The 19,607-nt window shown below is 70.4% G+C and carries 14 protein-coding genes; 10 read left to right on the forward strand and 4 right to left on the reverse strand.

What is annotated here, in order from left to right:
• Nucleotides 1-235 precede the first annotated feature (235 nt).
• The 8 genes from ACH5A8_RS08870 (at nucleotide 236) to ACH5A8_RS08905 (ending at nucleotide 11,897) form a co-directional block, all read left to right on the forward strand.
• Nucleotides 236-1,732: a cryptochrome/photolyase family protein gene (locus ACH5A8_RS08870; protein WP_398999490.1), complete on the forward strand. Its 1,497-nt coding sequence runs from the start codon at nucleotides 236-238 to the stop codon at nucleotides 1,730-1,732.
• A 694-nt stretch (nucleotides 1,733-2,426) separates the two neighbouring features.
• Nucleotides 2,427-4,028 carry a glycoside hydrolase family 27 protein gene (locus ACH5A8_RS08875; RefSeq protein WP_398999492.1) on the forward strand — a complete coding sequence of 534 codons (1,602 nt, stop codon included), beginning with the start codon at nucleotides 2,427-2,429 and terminating at the stop codon, nucleotides 4,026-4,028.
• A gap of 82 nt (nucleotides 4,029-4,110) precedes the next feature.
• On the forward strand, nucleotides 4,111-4,290 hold the full coding sequence (locus ACH5A8_RS08880) for a ricin-type beta-trefoil lectin domain protein (RefSeq protein ID WP_398999812.1): 180 nt from the start codon (nucleotides 4,111-4,113) through the stop codon (nucleotides 4,288-4,290).
• Nucleotides 4,291-4,469: 179 nt separating this feature from the next.
• On the forward strand, nucleotides 4,470-5,906 hold the full coding sequence (locus ACH5A8_RS08885) for a lectin (protein WP_398999814.1): 1,437 nt from the start codon (nucleotides 4,470-4,472) through the stop codon (nucleotides 5,904-5,906).
• Nucleotides 5,907-6,009: 103 nt separating this feature from the next.
• Entirely contained in the window at nucleotides 6,010-8,418 is a 2,409-nt protein-coding gene (locus ACH5A8_RS08890; RefSeq protein WP_398999494.1) for a ricin-type beta-trefoil lectin domain protein, read from the forward strand.
• Between the two features lie 130 nt (nucleotides 8,419-8,548).
• The gene (locus ACH5A8_RS08895) at nucleotides 8,549-9,730 is read left to right on the forward strand and encodes a sensor histidine kinase (protein WP_398999816.1); all 1,182 of its coding nucleotides are present in this window, start codon (nucleotides 8,549-8,551) and stop codon (nucleotides 9,728-9,730) included.
• Nucleotides 9,717-10,388, forward strand: coding sequence for a response regulator (locus ACH5A8_RS08900; protein WP_398999496.1), 672 nt, complete (start codon nucleotides 9,717-9,719; stop codon nucleotides 10,386-10,388). Before ACH5A8_RS08895 ends, ACH5A8_RS08900 begins: the two co-directional genes overlap by 14 nt.
• A gap of 270 nt (nucleotides 10,389-10,658) precedes the next feature.
• Nucleotides 10,659-11,897 (forward strand): serine hydrolase domain-containing protein, encoded by a 1,239-nt coding sequence (locus tag ACH5A8_RS08905; protein WP_398999498.1) that lies wholly within the window; start codon nucleotides 10,659-10,661, stop codon nucleotides 11,895-11,897.
• Nucleotides 11,898-12,563: 666 nt separating this feature from the next.
• Here the strand turns inward: ACH5A8_RS08905 and ACH5A8_RS08910 are convergent.
• Nucleotides 12,564-13,919: a class I SAM-dependent RNA methyltransferase gene (locus tag ACH5A8_RS08910; protein ID WP_398999500.1), complete on the reverse strand. Its 1,356-nt coding sequence runs from the start codon at nucleotides 13,917-13,919 to the stop codon at nucleotides 12,564-12,566.
• Between the two features lie 264 nt (nucleotides 13,920-14,183).
• On the reverse strand, nucleotides 14,184-16,235 hold the full coding sequence (locus tag ACH5A8_RS08915) for an APC family permease (RefSeq protein WP_398999502.1): 2,052 nt from the start codon (nucleotides 16,233-16,235) through the stop codon (nucleotides 14,184-14,186).
• Between the two features lie 703 nt (nucleotides 16,236-16,938).
• On the opposite strand from ACH5A8_RS08915, the gene ACH5A8_RS08920 reads away from it, so the two are divergent.
• Nucleotides 16,939-17,610 carry a potassium channel family protein gene (locus ACH5A8_RS08920; protein WP_398999504.1) on the forward strand — a complete coding sequence of 224 codons (672 nt, stop codon included), beginning with the start codon at nucleotides 16,939-16,941 and terminating at the stop codon, nucleotides 17,608-17,610.
• Nucleotides 17,610-18,287 (forward strand): potassium channel family protein, encoded by a 678-nt coding sequence (locus ACH5A8_RS08925; RefSeq protein ID WP_398999506.1) that lies wholly within the window; start codon nucleotides 17,610-17,612, stop codon nucleotides 18,285-18,287. Before ACH5A8_RS08920 ends, ACH5A8_RS08925 begins: the two co-directional genes overlap by 1 nt.
• A gap of 110 nt (nucleotides 18,288-18,397) precedes the next feature.
• Here the strand turns inward: ACH5A8_RS08925 and ACH5A8_RS08930 are convergent, their stop codons facing one another.
• Entirely contained in the window at nucleotides 18,398-19,201 is an 804-nt protein-coding gene (locus tag ACH5A8_RS08930) for a DUF3159 domain-containing protein (protein ID WP_398999508.1), read from the reverse strand.
• 3 nt (nucleotides 19,202-19,204) lie between these two features.
• On the reverse strand, nucleotides 19,205-19,603 hold the full coding sequence (locus tag ACH5A8_RS08935; RefSeq protein ID WP_398999510.1) for an OB-fold nucleic acid binding domain-containing protein: 399 nt from the start codon (nucleotides 19,601-19,603) through the stop codon (nucleotides 19,205-19,207).
• Nucleotides 19,604-19,607 lie beyond the last annotated feature (4 nt).

Consider the following 19,607-nt stretch of genomic DNA (forward strand, 5'->3'; position numbering starts at 1 on the left):
GGGACGGCGCCGCGCGCGGCGCCCGCGGGCCGGCGACTCGCTGGACCTCAGGCCCGCCGAGGCGATCGAGCCGGTACGGTTGCGGGCGGAGACACGGCTGCCGGGACCGGCACGACCGGAGATGTCCGTCGGGACGGACGCGGAGGGCCGTACCCGCCATCGGCGGCGCGCCCTGTTCCCTTCGCGGGGGCTGCCCGGCCCCGCCTGCCCGCGTCCGCGGCTGAGGAGACACGTCGTGCACTGGCTCTTCGGCGACCAGCTCGGCCCCCACTTCCTCACCCCGGGCGAAGGGGGACCCGGCCCCGACACTCCCCTGCTCATGATCGAGGCGCGCTCCGTCCTCCGCAGGCGTCGCTTCCACCGGGCCAAGGCCCACCTCGTGCTGTCCGCGATGCGTCACCGCGCGGCGGAGCTGGGTGACCGTGTCACGTACGTACGAGCAGACACCTACCGGGAGGGGCTGGACCGAGCGACGCGCGGGCGTCCGGTCGGCGTCCACCACCCGACCTCGTACGCGGCCCTCCGCCTCGTGCGGTCCCTCGGCCGGGTGACGGTGGGACCCGCGCGCGGCTTCCTGGTGCCGATGCCCGACTTCGCCGCCTGGGCGGACGGACACGCCGGCAAGCGCCTGCGGCAGGAGGACTTCTACCGATGGGTCCGTCGCGGCCACGATCTGCTCATGGACGGTGAACAGCCATCGGCGGGACGGTGGAACCTCGATCACGACAACCGGGAGCCCCCGCCCCGCGCGGCCGCTTCCCTCCAGGTCGACCGCCCTTACCGGCCCCGCGAGGACGACATCGACGACGAAGTCCGTCACGACCTCGACCGGTGGGAGCGCGACGGGGACGTCCGCTTCGTCGGACGGGACGGACCACGTCTGTTCCCCGCGACCCGGGCGGAGGCGCGACGGGCGCTGCGCCGCTTCGTCGAGCACCGGCTGGCCACGTTCGGCCCGTACGAGGACGCCATGCTCGCCGCCGACCCCGTGATGAGCCACAGCCTGCTCTCCTCGTCCCTGAACCTCGGCCTGCTCGACCCCGCCGAGTGCGTCGAGCAGGCCGAGCAGGCGTGGCGCCAGGGCCGGGCGCCGCTGAACAGCGTGGAGGGCTTCGTGCGTCAGGTCGCCGGCTGGCGCGAGTACGTCTGGCAGCTGTACTGGTACTTCGGCGAGGACTACCGGCGCTCCAACGAGCTTCACCACACCACCCCGCTGCCCGACTGGTGGAAGGACCTGGACGCGGACGCCGTCCGAGCCAACTGCCTGCGCACCGTCCTGACCCAGGTGCGCGACACGGGCTGGACGCACCACATCCCCCGGTTGATGATCCTCGGCAGCCACGCACTACAGCGCGGCTGGGACCCCGCCGCCGTCACGGACTGGTTCCACCGCTGCTTCGTGGACGGCTACGACTGGGTCATGCTCCCCAACGTCGTCGGCATGTCCCAGTACGCCGACGGCGGCCGGATGACGACCAAGCCCTACACGTCGGGCGGCGCCTACGTGAACCGCATGAGCGACCTGTGCGCCCCGTGCGTCTACCGGCCGGGCGACCGCACCGGCGAGCACGCGTGCCCGTACACCTCCGGCTACTGGGCCTTCCTCGACCGGCACCGGGACCTGCTGGCCGGCAACCAGCGCGTCGCCCGGCCGGTGCGGCAGTTGGACCGGCTCGCCGACCTCGCGGACGTACGCGAACAGGAGCGCGCGCGGGGTGACGCACCGCCATGAGTTCCCACCCGTCGTGCCGCTGAGGTGAGCCCGGCCGGCGTCGGCTGCCGGAGTCGGAACGGCGTCCCCGACCTGTTCAAGCAGGCCGATATCCCGGAGAGCAGGTGCGCCAGAGCGCTGCTCACCCGGCGCAGTGCTCCCGCGATCTCCGACCGCCGGTGGTGCCCGCGCTCACCGCGGCCAAGAGACCCGCACGCCCAACCCGCCTCTCGCGGGTCCGCGGTCCCCAGGGGCGCCATGCACCCGGGACGAATCCAGACCTCCTCGCACGAGTCCACGGCAATGCCGTCCAGACCCTTGAGTCCGCCCCCGCTGTGTGCCAGCCTCCTTTTCAACAACAGCAAACATTTTGTCTGGCATTTCGAACACTTTTCGTCGGAGAGCGACAAGTGTGATCACGTCCTCCGGGATATCGTGAGTGCTGACCGCAAGGGTGTGACCCTTTGGAGCGCTCCCACCTCGAGGAAGGCCGACTTGGCCCCGGGGGCAACGGACGCCCCGGTGTCTCCTGGAGTCGGCCAACCGCGCCACGCCTTCCGATGGTGAACCAGCCCGGGCTCCCGCGCAGGTGCGGGTGCCCCGGGTGAACCACCCCCTGCGTCCTCACAGGCTCCACCCCCACGAGCAGCCCGTTCCCGGAGGTCCACGGACGATGCCCGCACACATTCCCCCCGCACGACGAAAACTGCGTCATATGACGCGCCGGTCGAGGACGTTGGCGCTCACGGCGGCCTGCGCCCTTCTCGCACTCGCGCTGCCCCTGGTCGTCGTCGGCACGGCCCGGCCCGCGGCCGCGCTGGGCAACGGCCTGGCACTGACGCCACAGATGGGATTCAACGACTGGAACGCCTACGGCTGCGACGTCTCCGAGTCGCTCATCAAGTCCACCGCACAGGCGATGCACACCAACGGCATGCAGGCGGCGGGCTACACGTACGTCAACATCGACGACTGCTGGATGACGCACTCCCGCGACTCCTCGGGCCGGCTGGTTCCCGATCCGGCCAAGTTCCCGGACGGCATCAAGGGGACCGCCGACTACGTCCACTCGCTCGGCCTCAAGCTGGGCATCTACGAGGACGCCGGCACCGCCACCTGCGCCGGCTACCCCGGCAGCCTCGGTCACGAGACCACCGACGCCCAGTCCTTCGCCTCCTGGGGCGTCGACTACCTGAAGTACGACAACTGCAACAACAACGGGGTGGCCGCTCAGTCCCGTTACACCGCGATGCGCGACGCCCTCGCCGCGACCGGCCGGCCCATCCTGTACAGCCTGTGCAACTGGGGCCAGGACAACGTGTGGACCTGGGGCGCGGACGTCGGCAACAGCTGGCGCACCACCGGGGACATCACCGCCAGCTACTCCAGCATGCTCTCGATCTTCCACTCCAACGTGCGTCTGGCCTCCCACGCCGGCCCCGGCCACTGGAACGACCCGGACATGCTGGAGGTCGGCAACAAGGGCCTGTCGGACACCGAGGCTCGCTCGGAGTTCAGCCTGTGGGCGGAGATGGCGGCCCCGCTCATCGCCGGCACGAACCTGGCCTCCGCCTCCCCCACCACGTTGGCCACCTACACCAACTCCCGTGTGATCGCGGTGGACCAGGACCCGCTGGGCAGGCAGGGAACCATGGTGTCCTCGTCGAACGGCCTGGACGTCCTGGCCAAACCGCTCGCGAACGGTGACGTGTCGGTCGCGCTGTTCAACGAGACCGGATCGACCGCGACCATCAGCACCACCGCGAGCGCGGTCGGCAAAACCGGCGCCGCCGACTACACGCTGACCGACCTGTGGTCCGGGGCGACGTCGACCACCTCGGGCACGATCAGCGCGTCGGTCCCGGCACACGGGGTCGTCATGTACCGGATGTCCGGGGGCAGCGGCACCGGCGGCGGAGCCACCACGGGCGAGATCCAGGCGGTGGGCGCCGGCAAGTGCCTCGACGTACCCGCCTCGACCACCACCGCGGGCACCCAGGTCGAGATCTGGACCTGCGGCGGCGGAGCCAACCAACTCTGGACGCACACCTCGTCCCAGCAACTGACCGTCTACTCGGGCAATTCCAGGATGTGCCTGGACGCCTACGACAACCGGACCGCGCCCGGCACCAAGGTGGAGATCTGGCAGTGCAACGGCCAGGCCAACCAGCAGTGGAGGATCAACTCCGACGGCACCATCACCGGAGTCCAGTCCGGACTCTGCCTGGACGTCACCGGAGCCTCCACCGCCGACGGGGCTCTGGCCGATCTGTGGACGTGCAACGGACAGAGCAACCAGCGATGGAGCCTGAGTTGAGCCTTCCAGAACGCTCGTAGGGATCGCCGGACCGGGCATCGACCCCTGGAGCCCGGCCCGGCGGCGGCACATCGTTTCCCCGATCGTCTGGGACTGCAACGGCGGCAGCGACCAGCAGTGGGACCTCAACCCCGACGGAGGTGTCACCCATGCCAGGTCCGGCCTGTGCCTGGACGCGGACGGCAACGGCACCGCCAACGGCACCAGGGTCCAGCTGTGGCAGTGCACCGGAGCCGCCCATCAGAAATGGACCCGCGGCTGATCACCGGCCGGGTCCTCAGGAAGGCCGCGCCTCCCCCGTCATCCTCCTGATGCTCCTTGTTCCATCCTCCCTTCATCCCCCGACCCCCGAGGAAGAGGACAATGCATCCGTTACCCGTCTCCCCCCGGAAGAAAGCGGTGAGAAGACGCCGCTTCCCGACGGCTGCCGTCACCTGCGTGCTGGCGCTGCTGGCCACAATGCTCGCGACCACGCTGACATGGCCGACGCCGGCGTCCGCGGCAGCAGTACCACTCGTCAGCTCGGCCTCAGGACGGTGTCTCGACGTCAAGGGCGATGCCGACACGGCGGGCACCACCCTCGAGATCTGGGACTGCAACGGCCAGGCGAACCAGGCGTTCGAGTTCACCTCGTCCGGCGAGCTGAGGACCATGGGCGGTACCCGCTGCGTGGACGCCTCCCACTCCGGCACCACGTCGGGGACCCAGGTGATCATCTGGACCTGCAACGGCCAGGCCAACCAGCAGTGGCGGCACAACTCCGACGGGACCGTCGCAGGGGCGCAGTCGGGGCTGTGCCTGGACGTCAACGGCGCCTCCGCCGCCAACGGGACCGCCGTCGTCCTGTGGACCTGCAACGGCCAGAGCAACCAGAAGTGGAGCACGTCGTCGACGACGCCTCCGCCGACAGGCGCCTCGCACTCCTGCGACATCTACGCCGCGGGCGGTACACCCTGTGTGGCCGCGCACAGTACGGTCCGCGCGCTCTACGGCTCGTACAGCGGCAGCCTGTACCAGGTCAGGCGCTCGTCCGACAACGCGACGAAGGAGATCGGTGTGCGGACGCCCGGCGGCTACGCCGACGCGGCGGCGCAGGACTCGTTCTGTTCGGGCACCACCTGCGTGATCACCATGGTCCGCGACCAGTCGGGGCGCGGCAACGACCTCTGGTACCAGGGCTCGGCACAGGTTCCCGGGTCGAGTCAGAGCAGCCCGGCGAAGGCGACCTCGGAATCCCTTGCAGTCGGCGGCACCAAGGCCTACTCGCTGTACATCAATCCCGGCAACAGCTACTGGCGGGACGGGCACCTGACGGGTGTACCGACCGGCAGCGCGCCCGAGGGCGCCTACATGGTCACCAGCGGCACCCACGTGAACAACGGCTGCTGCTTCGACTACGGCAACAGCGAGACGACCCGCGGCGCCGACGCCGCCGGTGCCATGGACGCGATCAACTTCGGCACCGAGTGCTGGTTCGGAGGCTGCTCGGGCAGCGGACCGTGGGTCCAGGCGGACCTCGAGTGGGGCCTGTACTCCGGCGGCAGCCAGTCCTGGAACACCCGCCAACGTGCCTTCACCAGCAAGTTCGTCACCGCGATGCTGAAGAACAACGGCACCTCGAGATTCGCCCTCAAGGGCGGTGACGCGCAGTCCGGCGGACTCACCACGGTGTGGGACGGCGGACTGCCCAGCGGATACAGCCCCATGAAGAAGCAGGGTGCCATCGTGCTGGGAAGTGGCGGCGACTGCTGCAAGCCCGGCGGTGGCGCGAACCAGAGCGCCGGCACCTTCTACGAAGGGGCGGTCGTCGCGGGATACCCCTCCGACGCCACGGACAACGCGGTGCAGTCCGACATCACTGCGGCCGGTTACCGCTGACGCCGCGTCGCGCACGCGACACAGGGCGGGCGGTCCTCCGGCCGACCCGAAGGACCGCCCGCCGCCGGCACGACACCCACCCCCCGCGAAAGGAAACCCCGCCATGTCAGCGTTCAGCCGGTTGCTCCGGCGGTTACGCACCTCGACGGCCGTGCTCGTCGGCCTCGTCCTGGCCGCCGGCGGCATGGTCGCCGGCGTCGCCGAACCCGCCCAGGCGGCCACCGCGATCACGATCAACGGCTCCTCCACGGGCCGCACGTTCGACGGAGTGGGCGCGATCAGTGGCGGCGGCGGAAACAGCCGGCTGTTGATCGACTATCCCGAGCCGCAGCGGGGTCAGATCCTGGACTACCTCTTCCGGCCCGGTTACGGCGCCTCCCTGCAGATCCTCAAGACCGAGATCGGAGGTGACACCAACTCCACCTCGGGAGCCGAGCCGAGCCACGAGCACACGCGGGGAGACCTGAACTGCGACCGGGGCTACGAGTGGTGGTTGATGGAACAGGCCAAGTCACGCAACCCGGACATCAAACTGTACGGCCTCGCCTGGGGAGCGCCCGGCTGGATCGGCAACGGCAACTTCTGGTCCTCCGACATGATCACCTACCTGGTCTCCTGGCTGGGTTGCGCCAAGCAGCACCGGCTGGCCATCGACTATCTCGGCGGATGGAACGAACGCGGCTACCAAGTCTCCTGGTACGAGCAACTGCGCGCGGCGCTCGACAACAACGGCTACGGCAACGTCAAGATCGTCGGAGCCGACTCCGACTGGTCCATCGCGGGCGACGTGAACTCCAACCCGGCCTTCGCCTCCTCGGTCGACATCATCGGCACCCACTACCCCTGTGGTTACCGGTCCGCGCAGACCGACTGCGGTGTTCCGTCGTCCGCCACCTCGTCCGGCAAGCGACTGTGGGCGAGCGAGAACGGCTCCGACGACTACAACGCCGGTGCCAACGCGATGGCCCGGGGCATCAACCGCGGCTACATAGACGGCAGGATGACCGCGTACCTCAACTGGCCCGTGGTGGCCGCGCTCACGCCGAACCTCCCGTATCCCACCATGGGTCTCGCGCTCACCCCTCAGCCGTGGTCCGGCTACTACGCGATCGGCAAGAACGCCTGGGTGACGGCCCAGACGACCCAGTTCACCGCCCCCGGCTGGCAGTACCTCGACTCCTCCAGCGGTTACATCGGCGGCAGCCGCGGCAACGGCAGCTACGTCTCGCTGAAGTCCACCGACAAGTCCGACTACTCCACGATCATCGAGACCATGGACGCGACCAGCGCCCAGACGCTGAACTTCGGCGTCACCGGCGGCCTGTCCACCGGTACCGTCCACGTATGGTCGACCGACGTCAACTCCAGTGACGCCGCCGACTACTTCGTCCACTCCACGAATGTCACGCCCTCGAACGGCGGCTTCAGCCTGACCGTACAGCCCGGCCGCGTCTACACGATCACCACCACCACCGGCCAGGGCAAGGGGACGGCCGTCGGCACGGCCCGGAGCTCGATGAGCCTGCCCTACAGCGACGACTTCGACGGTTACACCACCGGTGCCGAAGCCAAGTACCTCATGGACTGGCAGGGAGCCTTCGAGGTCGCGGCCTGCGGCGGCGGACGCGGTGGCAAGTGCGTGCGGCAGATGAGCGCACAGGCACCGATCACCTGGGACCCGCTCACCGATCCCCACAGCATGCTCGGAGACCTCGGCTGGAGCGACTACACCGTCTCCTCCGACGTACTGCTCGAGAAGTCCGGGTACGCCGAACTCCTCGGCCGCGCGAACACGCAGAGCTACAGCGGGGCGGCCGGCCTGAACGCCTACCACCTGCGCGTGGGCGACACCGGAGCCTGGTCGCTCCTGCGCACCGGCACCGGTGGCGATTCGACCACGCTGGCCCACGGAACGACCGCGGCGATCGGCACCGACAAGTGGCACACCCTGTCCCTGGGCTTCTCCGGCAGCACCATCACCGCCTTCGTCGACGGCGCCAAGGCCGGTTCGGCCCACGACTACGGCTACGCGGGCGGACAAGTCGGCTACGCCACCGGCCAGGGTGAGACGGCAGAGTTCGACAACCTGTCCATCACCCCCGGCCAGGGTGGGGCCGGCGACGGCAGGAGCGGACCGATCACCGGCATCGGCTCCAGCCGCTGTGTGGACGTGCCCCATCAGTCCCAGACCAACGGAACCCAGGTGCAACTGTGGGACTGCAACGGTGGCGACAACCAGAAGTGGACCACCACCTCGGCCGGTGAGCTGCGAGTCTACGGCGGCGACTGCCTGGACGCGGCAGGGCAGGGCACCAGCCCCGGCACCAAGGTGGACATCTACACCTGCGACGGCGGCGGCAACCAGAAGTGGACGTTCAACGCCGACGGAACGATCACCGGCAACCAGTCCGGCCTGTGCCTGGACGCCACCGGCAACGGAAGCGCCAACGGCACCCTGCTGGAGCTGTGGACCTGCAACGGCGGCAGCAACCAGCAGTGGATCCACTACTGACGCGGGCGGCGCTCGGAGGCCGCGACACCTGAGGAAGGGAGGGGCCGACAGCTGGTCGATGAGCCATCCCGGCCCCCCCCACCGCCACAGAACGCACGAAAAGATCAGTAGTGTCTAACGGATGAGAGCGCTGGACGGCAGGTGGCACGGGTGGGGCGCCGATGCCGGGTTGCTCGTGCTGACATTTCTGCCCGCGCTTCTGTCCCAGCCGTACGTGGACGCCTCTGGACCGGCTTGGACGTCGCTCACGCTGTACGAGGCGGTCGGCGTGGTGGTCCTGCTGCTGCGGCGGCGGCTGCCGGCCACCGCCTTCGTCGTGGGCTTCGGGGCTCTTCTGGCGGCACTGGTGGGGAGTGCGGGCGAGGGGGCCAAGCTGTCACCGCTGGTCTTCCTGCCGCTGGCGGTGCTGCTCTACAGCCTGGGCCATCGCTGTGCCGACTGGAGGCGGACGGTGTCGGCCGTGCTCGGCATCGCCGTGCTGGGCGTGGCTGGTCTGTGGCTGAACCGGATGACGACCGCTTCCAGTGACTTCCGGGGCGGTTTGGACGTCCTCGCTGCGCTGGCCCCGATGCCGCTGGCCTGGGTGATGGGGTTCGCCGCACGGACGCGGCAGGCGCTGCTGGCCGCGGCGGAGCAGCGGGCGGCCGACGCACGCCGGGCGCAGGCTCTGGAGGCGGCGCAGGCCGCGCAGCGGGAGCGGGCGCGGATCGCCGGCGAGATGCACGATGTGGTCGCGCACTCGCTGACCCTGCTTGTCGTGCACGCGGAGACTTTGCGGGCCCGCGGTGGCGAGTTGCCCGACTGGGCCCGTGCCCAGGTGGACGGGCTGGCGGCGGCGGGCCGGCAGAGCAGCGGTGAGCTGCGGGATCTGCTGCGTATGCTGCGCGACCCCGCGGACGCGGTCCCGCTCCGGCCGGTGCCGGACCTTGCTGAGCTGGACGTGTTGCTGGACGGCCACCGTGGCGTGGGAGGAAGGGTCGAGTTGGTGATGGATCTCGCGCCGGAGGCTGCGCCAGGAGCCGTGCAGCTGGCGGGTTATCGTGTCGTGCAGGAGGCACTGGTCAACGCGCGTCGGCACGCACCCGGGGCGCCGGTCCGGGTGACTGTCGCCTCAGTTGCGGGACAGTTGCGGTGCGAGGTGGTGAACGGTCCCGCCGCGCGGCGTGGCGCGGCCGATGCGGGCATCGGACTCGGTCTGGTGAGCATGGACCATCGCGTAGGTGCGCTGGGCGGCGAACTCACCGCGGGCCCGACCGACGACGGCGGCTTTCGCGTGGTGGCCACGATGCCGTTGGAGTGTGACGGTGACTGAGCAGATCAGTGTGCTCGTCGTGGACGACGAGCCGGTCATCCGCGCCGGGCTGAGCGCCATCCTGGACAGCCAGGCGGACATCACCGTGGCGGGCACCGCCGACGACGGCGAGAACGCCGTCGAGGCATGCGCACGGCTACGGCCGGATGTGCTGCTGATGGACATTCGCATGCCGCGCCGCGACGGCCTGTGGGCACTGGCCGAGCTTCAGCGCCGTGGACTGACCGGGCCGGGGCGCAGCCGGGTGCTCATGCTGACGACGTTCGACCTGGATGAGTACGTGGACGACGCGCTCGCCGCTGGGGCATCCGGCTTTCTCTTGAAGAACAGTTCGTACGAGGAGCTGACCGGGGCTGTACGCGCCGCGGCGGCCGGGCACAGCACCCTGAGCCCCGCGGTGACCCACCGGATCATCGAGGGCCATCTCCGTGGCCGGCGGCGCCCCAGCGACCATGAGCTGGCGCGGTTGAGGACCCTTACCGAGCGCGAGACCGACGTGCTGCGCCTGATCCGCGACGGCCTGAGCAACGCCGAGATCGCCGACCGGCTCGTGCTGAGCCTGCACACGGTGAAGACACACGTCAGCCGTGTGCTCACGAAGACCGGCTGTCAGAGCAGGGCGCAGGCTGCGGTGCTGGCCAGGAACACCTTGTCCTGACCCGTCCCCGGTGGGCGGGACGGCGAGGCGTCGTCCACCGCGGGCTCATTCCTTGGAGTGACCCCGTATCGGGCGGAAGCCCTCCATCGAGCGATGTGCCACGGGCGCGCCGCTGGCTGAATGGTCGCTGTGCGCGGAGCCCTCGACGCCTTCAACGGGGTGAACGCCGGATCTCTCCACGCACGGAGCAACTGTCACGCGCCGAAGGGAACTGCCATGTCCACACACACGCCGTCTCGCCGTCACCGAGTCCTTCGAGGGGCGCTGACCGTGGCGTTGGCCACATGCCTGGGCGCGGTGCTCGTCGGCTGCGCGGACGAAGGGCAGGACGGGACCGAACTCGCAGCCGGGCGGGGTACGGCGAATACGTCAGCCGCCGGGCGCCTGAGCGTCCTCGCGCAGAAAGCGGCCGACACCGGCTCCCTGGGCGTCATCGTCCGGATCGACCGCGGCGACGGGAAGCCTGCCGAGATCGCCCGCCAGGCTGCCTGGACGAAGGACGACCATCGCCTCGCCGTCGGCGACCGGTTCCGGGTCGGGTCCAACACCAAGACGCTCACCGCGACGCTCGTCCTGCAACAGGTCGCCGAGAAGAGGATCGGCCTTGACGACACGGTCGAGAAGTGGCTGCCCGGACTGGTCGAGGGCGGTGAGCACATCACCGTACGGATGCTGCTCAACCACACCAGCGGCCTGGGAGACTTCCTGCTGACGCCCGAGTTCCTGCCCTCGCTCACCGGTCAGGAGCAGCGCACGTGGAAGCCGGGGGAACTTCTCGCCATCACTCCCGAGCAGAACCCGCCGACCGAGCCGGGCGAGAAATACTCTTACAGCAACGCCAACTACGAGGCTCTCGGGCTGATCTTGGAGAAGGCCACCGGGAGCAGCCTGGCAGAGCTGATCGAGCAGAAGATCACCAAGCCGCTCGGCATGAAGGACTCGTTCCTGGCCACGGACACGTCCTGGCCAGCCGGGAAACGCCACGCGACCGGCTACGAGCCGGACGCCAAGCGACTGAAGGCCCTCCTTTCCGGGACCGTGGACCTGCCCGAGGGCGTCGGATTCGCCGGGTCCGAACGCCCCGGGGACAACGTCGACACCACCACCATCGACCCGAGCTGGTCGTGGGCGGCAGGCGGTATGGTCTCCACCGCGCAGGACTGGCAGCGCTTCCTCACCGCGCTCATGTCCGGCCGGTTGCTGCCCGAGGCCCAGATGAAGCAGATGCGCACCACCGTGGACGCCCCCGAGGAAGGCGGAGCTTACGGTCTGGGCCTGATGAAGGTGGACACGCCCTGCGGCACGGTCTGGGGTCACACCGGCGGCCTGCCCGGCTACTCCAGCGAGATCTACACCGACGCCACCGGCACCCGTAGCGTCGCGGTCTTCACCCTCACGAACTTCGGCATCAAGGAGAAGAAGGCCGCGACCGCGAACAAGGCCCTCGTCGACGCGGCCACCTGTCAGATGCTGGGCAACCCGCAGCCCTCGAACAGGACGACCGCATGACAGGGCGCCGTCCCCTGCCCTGGAACGGGCGGTGCGGCTCATAGGGAGGCGCAAACGCGGTCGCCTCCCCCGAGGAGCAGCCGATGCCGACGCGCCGGCGGCCCGCACGGGAACCCGCGGTGGCCCGGTCGGGCCGCCCTGACCGACACCATCGCCCCGGTCGCCGGCATGGCCGCGGGTCTTCTCGTCTCCACCCTCCTCGTCCGCTTCGCCCCGGCCCCCGCGGTCACCGTCTACGCACTGATGGCAGCAGTGTTCGGCGGCCAGGCGATCGCCGTCCCCTTCACCACGGAGACAGTCAACCGCCGGGCAGACGCGCTCCGATCGCCGCGCCCGCGGCTGGGTGTACCGCCCGTGATGCGTCGCGCCCTGCTGACAACCGGCACCGCCATCGTCGCGATCCGGACATTGGGCGGCTTCTGCTCCTCCCTCGGGCCGGCCTTCGTGCGCCTGGTGATCCCAACGCCCCGCGGGCGGCCCTCGGCATGGTCTTCTTCACCCTCAGCGCCGCAGCCGCACTCACCATGTGGGTTCTGCGTCGCACCGATCCCCTCACCACCGTGATCGGCGGGACGGTCAGGGGCGGCCAAGGAGGTTGCGGTGCGTCTCCACACGGTGCACCGGGCAAGCAGGTCAAGCAGCCCGCCCGGACAACAAGAGTGCGGGTCAGGACCCCTTGCTCGCAGGTTCGAGGATCGCCACGCACTCCACGTGCGACGTCATCGGGAACAGGTCGAACGCCCGCAGCGTCCGCACCCGGTACCCGCCCTCGCGGAAGTACGCCAGGTCCCTGGCCAGCGCGGCGGGATCGCAGGCGACGTAGGCGACGCGGCGGGCGCCCAGGGACGTGAGGTGCTCGACCGTCCTGCGGCCGGCGCCCGCACGCGGCGGGTCGAGGACGATCAGGTCGGTCTCCGTGATGCCGGTGCGCGGCAGGACCGACTCGACCTTGCCCTGCTCGATGCGGACCCGGGGGAAGCCGGCCAGGTTGTGCCGCGCGTCCTCCACCGCCCGCTTGCCGGACTCGATACCGAGGACGGCGCCCTTCTCGCCGAGGCGGTCGGCGAGCGCGCCGGCGAAGAGGCCGACGCCGCAGTAGAGGTCGAGGGCCGTCTCTCCCTTGCGTGGCAGCAGGCCCTGCATGACCGCCTTGACCAGGGTGTCGGCCGCCTTCGGATGGACCTGCCAGAAGCCGCCGCTACCGACGCGGTAGGTACGGCCGTCGGCGCGCTCACGGACGAAGGCGCGACCGTGGACGCGGTGGATCCCGCCGTCGTGCTCGTCGACGCGCATGACGGAGACCGGCTTGTCGAGTTCGACGAGCGGCAGCCGGGCGCCGGGTCGCGGCTCCAGGATGACCATGCGGTCCTGGGACCCGGTGGCGGCGATCGCGTCGACGGAGGCCATGCCGGACCAGTCCCGCTGCTCGATCCCCAGTTCGCTGACGCCCTCGGCCGCGATCATGCAGTGCTCGATCGGCTCGACCTCGTGCGAGCGGTGGCGGCGCAGGCCCGCCTTGCCGGTGGCCGGGTCGACGGCGTACTGGACGCGGGTGCGCCACTGCGGGACCTCGCCCGCGGGCAGCTTGTCGCCCTCGGCGGGCATCACCGTGCCGTCCCAGCCGGCCTCCTCGGGCGTGAGGCCCGCGAGCCGCTTCAGCTGCTCGGCGATCACCTCGCCCTTCAGGCGGCGCTGGACGCCCGGCTTGGCGTGCTGCCAGTCGCAGCCGCCGCAGCGGCCGGGGCCGGCGTAGGGGCAGGGCGCCTCGATGCGGTCCTTGGAGGCCTCCAGGACGCGTACCGCGTCGGCGCGCAGGAACCGCGCGCCCTCCTCGCCCTCGGTGACCCTCGCCACGACCCGCTCGCCGGGCAGCGCGTGCCGGACGAACAGCACCTGGCCCTCGGCGGTGCGGGCGATGCAGTGGCCGCCGTGGGCGACGGGGCCGATCTCGACCTCGTACTCCTGCCCCACCAGCGTGTCCGTCTCCGGCCCCACCTGCGAGTTCTTCGGTTCTGCCTGCATGGTGGGGTGACTCCAGATCGAGAAGCGGTGAACGGCCGGACAACAGCCCACCAGTCTACGTGGGTGTCGTCCGGTCGTTCACCACGAGGCCGCTCCCGGCCGGACAGATCACGGACTCGGGCCGCCGACCCCTGGCTTCCGCCACGAACGCGGGCCGCCGCCCGGGGCGTGCGAGTCGCCCGGGCGTGCCGACCGCTCGGGGGCGCGGGCCGCCCGAGCGTGCGCCCTGGCCGGGACGCGCGTCCCGGCCGGGGCGCCGCCGTCTCAGCCCTTGGCCGCCGGGGACTCCTTCGGCCGCTCCTGAGCCGGTCCGCGTCGCACCGCGCCCGGCGCGCTCCAGTCCTGGCGCCTGCGGGCCCGCATCTTCGCCGCCTCGGAGGAGGCGAGCTGGTAGGGCACCGAGGTGACCATGACGCCCGGCGTGAACAGCAGTCGGCCCTTGAGCCGCAGCGCGCTCTGGTTGTGGAGCAGGTGCTCGTACCAGTGGCCGACGACGTACTCGGGGATGATCACGGAGACCGCGTCGCGCGGCGACTCGTTGCGCAGCCCCTTGACGTACTCGATGACCGGGCGGGTGACCTCGCGGTAGGGCGAGTCGAGCACCTTGAGCGGTACGTCGATGCCGCGCCGCTCCCATTCCTCGCGCAGCGCCTTGGTCTCCGCCGGGTCGACGTTGACGGTGAGCGCCTCCAGCGTGTCCGAGCGCATCAGCTTGGCGTACGCCAGTGCGCGCAGCGTGGGACGGTGGATCTTGGAGATGAGGACGACGGAGTGCACCCGGGAGGGGCGGACCATGTCGTCGCTCGGGCCCTCGGGGGCGGCGATCTCCTCGGAGACGCGGTCGTAGTGCTTGCGGATCGCCGTCATCGTCGCGAAGAAGATGCACATGCCGAGCAGGGCCACCCACGCGCCGTGGGTGAACTTGGTGAGCAGCACGACGACCAGCACCAGGCCGGTGAGGAAGGCGCCGAAGGCGTTGATGGCGCGCGAGCGGATCATGTGCCGCCGCTTCGCGTCGTCCCGCTCGGCGGCCAGGTGGCGGTTCCAGTGCCGGACCATGCCGATCTGGCTGAGCGTGAAGGACACGAACACGCCGACGATGTACAGCTGGATCAGCCGGGTGGAGTCGGCGCCGTAGACGACGACCAGCAGCATCGCCGTGCCCGCGAGCAGGACGATGCCGTTGGAGAAGGCGAGGCGGTCGCCGCGGGTGTGCAGCTGGCGCGGCAGGTAGCGGTCCTGGGCGAGGATCGAGCCGAGCAGCGGGAAGCCGTTGTACGCCGTGTTCGCGGCGAGGAAGAGGACCAGCGCGGTGGCCGCGGCGAGGATCACGAACAGGAAGCTGCCCTTGCCGAAGACGGCCTCCGCGACCTGCGAGATCACCGGGTTCTGGACGTAGCCGGCGCCGAGCGGGACGCCGTTGCGGAACAGGTCGGTGGCCGGGTTCTCGGCCATGTGGACCTTCGTCGTCATCGCCAGGCCGATGATGCCGCAGAACATCGTCACGGCCAGCAGGCCCATGGCCGCCAGCGTGGTCGCGGCGTTCTTGGACTTGGGCTTGCGGAAGGCCGGGACGCCGTTGGAGATCGCCTCGACGCCGGTGAGCGCCGCGCACCCGGAGGAGAAGGCGCGCAGCAGCAGGAAGACGAGGGCGAAGCCGGCGAGTCCCTGGTGTTCGGCCCTGATGTGGAAGTCGGCGGTCGGCGCCCGCATGGTGTCGCCGAGGACCAGGCCGCGGAACGCGCCCCACACGATCATGATGAAGACGCCGGCCACGAAGACGTACGTCGGGATCGCGAACAGGGTGCCCGACTCGCGCACTCCGCGCAGGTTCATCAGCGTCAGCAGCACGATCACGGCGACCGCGCACAGCACCTTGTGCTGGACGACGAAGGGCACGGCCGAGCCGAGGTTCTCGATGCCTGAGGAGATGGAGACGGCCACGGTCATCACGTAGTCGACGAGCAGCGCGCTCGCCACCGTCAGGCCCGCCTTGGGCCCGAGGTTGGTGGTGGCCACCTCGTAGTCGCCGCCGCCGCTCGGGTAGGCGTGCACGTTCTGCCGGTAGGAGGCGACCACGGTGAACATCAGCACGACGACCGCGACCGCGATCCAGGGGCTGAAGTGGTACGCCGACACGCCCGCGATGGACAGGACGAGCAGCACCTCGCCGGGCGCGTACGCCACGGAGGACAGCGGGTCGGAGGCGAAAACGGGAAGTGCGATGCGCTTCGGCAGAAGCGTCTCGCCCAGCCGGTCGCTGCGCAGTGCGCGCCCGATCAGGATCCGTTTGGGCACGTCGGTCAGTTTGGACACAACAGAGGATCGTAGGGCTTCGAACAGGGGCTCGCCCACCTGCCACCCGAGATCTGCCTCACGAGTGAAATCGGTGGCCGCGCGCGCGACGGATTCCGCAGGCGAGGGGGTTGTCGTGCCTAGATGGCTGAATTCCCGGCGATTCCTCTGCCCCTCGCCGACCTCCGGAGGTCCCATGCCCCCGCCCGCGGAGCTGATCGGCGCCGTCGCAGCGCTGCTCGGCCTCGGATTCCTGACCCTGCGCAGCGTGCGCAGCATCACTCGACGAGGGGTCTCCAAGGCGGAATAGGACGGCTCGCCGGCCCCCTCCGGACCTCGGTCCCCTTGCCTCCCCGCCTTCGATCCCCGCCATCCGCCCTTGCCTTCGGCCCCCGCCGTCCGCCCTCGCCTTCGATTCCCGCCTCCGATCGCCCCTCCGGCCCCGCCTTCGACGGCCTGCCGGCCGGGAGCCCGGGCGAGTCGTCCGCCCACGTCCACCCGTGTCCTGCCCGCCCGTGTCCGCCTGTGTCCACCCGTGCCCCGAGGGTGCCGCCGGGCCCGCAAGGCCGCCGTGCACCGCGGCCGCCCGTGGCCACGGCGCCACCGGACGCGTCCCGGTATGCGGCACGGGGGTGCCCTCGCCGTACCGGGCATGTGTAGCTTGTCCCTCTGTCTGAGACCCTGATGGGGCTGAGCAGTAGCTATTGACACCGGAAGGACGGTCGTGCACATCGTCATCATGGGCTGCGGGAGAGTGGGGTCCGCTCTCGCCCAGACCCTGGAGCAACAGGGGCACACGGTCGCCGTGATCGACCAGGACCCCACCGCCTTCCGCCGGCTGGGCCCTGGGTTCGGTGGCCGCCGGGTCACCGGGATCGGCTTCGACCAGGACACCCTGCGCGAGGCGGGCATCGAGGAGGCGGGCGCCTTCGCGGCCGTCTCCAGCGGCGACAACTCGAACATCATCTCCGCGCGGGTGGCCCGCGAGATGTTCGGCGTGCAGAACGTCGCGGCCCGCATCTACGACCCCCGCCGCGCCGAGGTCTACCAGCGCCTGGGCATCCCTACCGTGGCCACGGTCCGCTGGACGGCCGACCAGATGCTGCGCCGGCTGTTGCCCTCGGGCGCCGAGCCGCTGTGGCGCGACCCCACCGGCGGTGTCCAGCTCGCCGAGGTGCACACGTCCCCGAAGTGGGTCGGGCACAAGATCAGCAGGCTGCAGGAGGAGACGGGCGTCCGGGTGGCGTTCCTGACCCGCCTCGGCGAGGCGATGCTTCCCTCCTCGCAGACGGTGCTGCAGGAGGGCGACCTCGTGCACGTGATGATGCGGACGGACGACGTGGACAAGGTCGAGGCGGCGTTCGCCGAGGGCCCCGAAGAGGAGAGCGGTCACTGATGAGGGTCGCCATTGCCGGTGCCGGCGCGGTCGGTCGGTCGATCGCGGCCGAGCTGCTGGAGAACGGCCACGAGGTCCTTCTCGTCGACAAGGCGCCGACCGCCATCTCGGTCGAGCGCGTGCCGCAGGCCGAATGGCTGCTGGCCGACGCCTGTGAGATCACGTCCCTGGACGAGGCCGCGCTGCAGCGCTGCAACGTGGTGATCGCCGCGACCGGCGACGACAAGGTGAACCTGGTCGTCTCCCTGCTGGCGAAGACGGAGTACGGCGTCCCACGGGTCGTCGCCCGGGTGAACAACCCGAAGAACGAGTGGTTGTTCAACGAGGCGTGGGGCGTGGACGTCGCCGTGTCCACGCCGCGTCTGATGTCGGCGCTGGTCGAGGAGGCGGTGAGCGTCGGCGACCTGGTCCGGCTGCTGCGCTTCAGCCACGGCGACGCCAATCTGGTGGAGCTGACGCTGCCGGAGGAGTCGGCCCTCGCCGGGACCCAGGTCGGCGACGTCCAGTGGCCCGAGGACACCTCGCTGGTCACCATCATCCGCGGCACCCGGGTGCTCACCCCGTCGCAGGAGGACTCGCTGGAGCCGGGTGACGAACTGCTGTTCGTGGCCGCGCAGGCCCGCGAGGAGCAGCTGGAGGACCTGCTGTCGGTGCGGCGCGCGGACCTGGAGGACTGAGGCCGCCGAGGCTTTCGCCACGTGTACGACGGCGGGGGCGCCCGGAGATCTCCGGGCGCCCCCGCCGTCGTACGTGTCGGGTCGTGCGGGTCCTGCGGGTCGTTCCCCGCCTACCGGCGGTGGCGGCCCGCGGCCGGGCCGGCCGAGCCGTCCGGGCCGGTCTCCGCGCCGGCCGCGCCCCGCGTCTCGCCGTGCTCGGCCGCGAGGGCCGCCTTGCGCTCCTCCTCGGCCTTCTCCTCCGCCTCCATCTCCGCGAACACGTCGATGGGCGGGGGCGCCTTCGCCAGGAAGACCCAGGTCAGATAGACCGCCAGCAGGAACGGCGGGATCTTCAGGATGACCAGGACCCAGCCGAGCTGGGTGGTGTCCGCCCACCAGTACAGCGGGAAGAGGATCGCGCACTTGGCGAGGAGGATCAGGCCCCAGGCCCAGCTGGCCTTGGTGTACGCCTTCTTGCGGCCCGGGTTGCGGGTGCGCCAGGAGAGGTTCTCCTTGAAGACCGGGCCGAGGATCAGCCCGATCAGCGGCACCCCGGCGAGCGCGGTGACGATGTACGCCAGGCTCAGCCCCAGGGTGTAGAGCATGCCGGGCAGGTAGAAGTCCTTGGCGTTGCCGGTCATCATCGCGAAGACCACGCCGAAGGCCACGCCGAAGACGCCGCTGAAGGCGTGCTTGACGGTGTCGCGCATCGCCAGCCGGACCGCGACCAGTCCGAGGGAGACCACCAGCGCGGCGATCGCCGACCAGTGCAGGTCCTTGTTGATCGTGAAGATGGTGACGAAGAGCAGGCCGGGCAGGACCGTCTCGACCATGCCCCGCACTCCGCCGAACGCCTCGAACAGCGCGGCCTCCGTCACCGCCCGGGCCTCTGCGTCAGCGGTCGTGTCTTCGGTCGGCTTGTCGAGTGACGTCACGGGCTACTCCCGTCCGAGGGGTCGCAGTTCGTACTTGGGGTTGAACAGCACCCGGCGGCCCCGGCTCATGGAGATCCGGCCCGATGCGATCAGCTTGCGCCCCGGTTCTATCCCGACGATGGAGCGCCTGCCGAGCCACACCACGTCCAGGGCGGCAGAACCGTCGAACAGCTCCGCCTCCAGGGCCGGGACTCCGGCACGCGGGCGCAGGGTGACCGTGCGCAAGGTACCAGTAACGGTGACGACCTGGCGGTCGTGGCAGTCACCGATCCGGGTGCAGCCCGCGGTCTGGGCGTCCTCCCGCAGCTCCTCCGACTCCAGGTCCTCCTGGGACGAGGAGAGCCGGTCGAGCATGCGCCGGAACCGGCCCACCGGCTTTTCGGAACGAGGAACAGCACTCATATCT

Source organism: Streptomyces sp. NPDC018610, from assembly GCF_044391765.1.
Classification (GTDB): Bacteria; Actinomycetota; Actinomycetes; order Streptomycetales; family Streptomycetaceae; genus Streptomyces.

Coding starts and splice junctions, on each gene's coding strand:
- ACH5A8_RS08935 (WP_398999510.1), bottom strand. CDS start 19,603: ATGAGTGCTGTTCCTCGTTCCGAAAAGCCGGTGGGCCGGTTCCGGCGC.
- ACH5A8_RS08925 (WP_398999506.1), top strand. CDS start 17,610: ATGAGGGTCGCCATTGCCGGTGCCGGCGCGGTCGGTCGGTCGATCGCG.
- ACH5A8_RS08890 (WP_398999494.1), top strand. CDS start 6,010: ATGTCAGCGTTCAGCCGGTTGCTCCGGCGGTTACGCACCTCGACGGCC.
- ACH5A8_RS08910 (WP_398999500.1), bottom strand. CDS start 13,919: ATGCAGGCAGAACCGAAGAACTCGCAGGTGGGGCCGGAGACGGACACG.
- ACH5A8_RS08875 (WP_398999492.1), top strand. CDS start 2,427: ATGACGCGCCGGTCGAGGACGTTGGCGCTCACGGCGGCCTGCGCCCTT.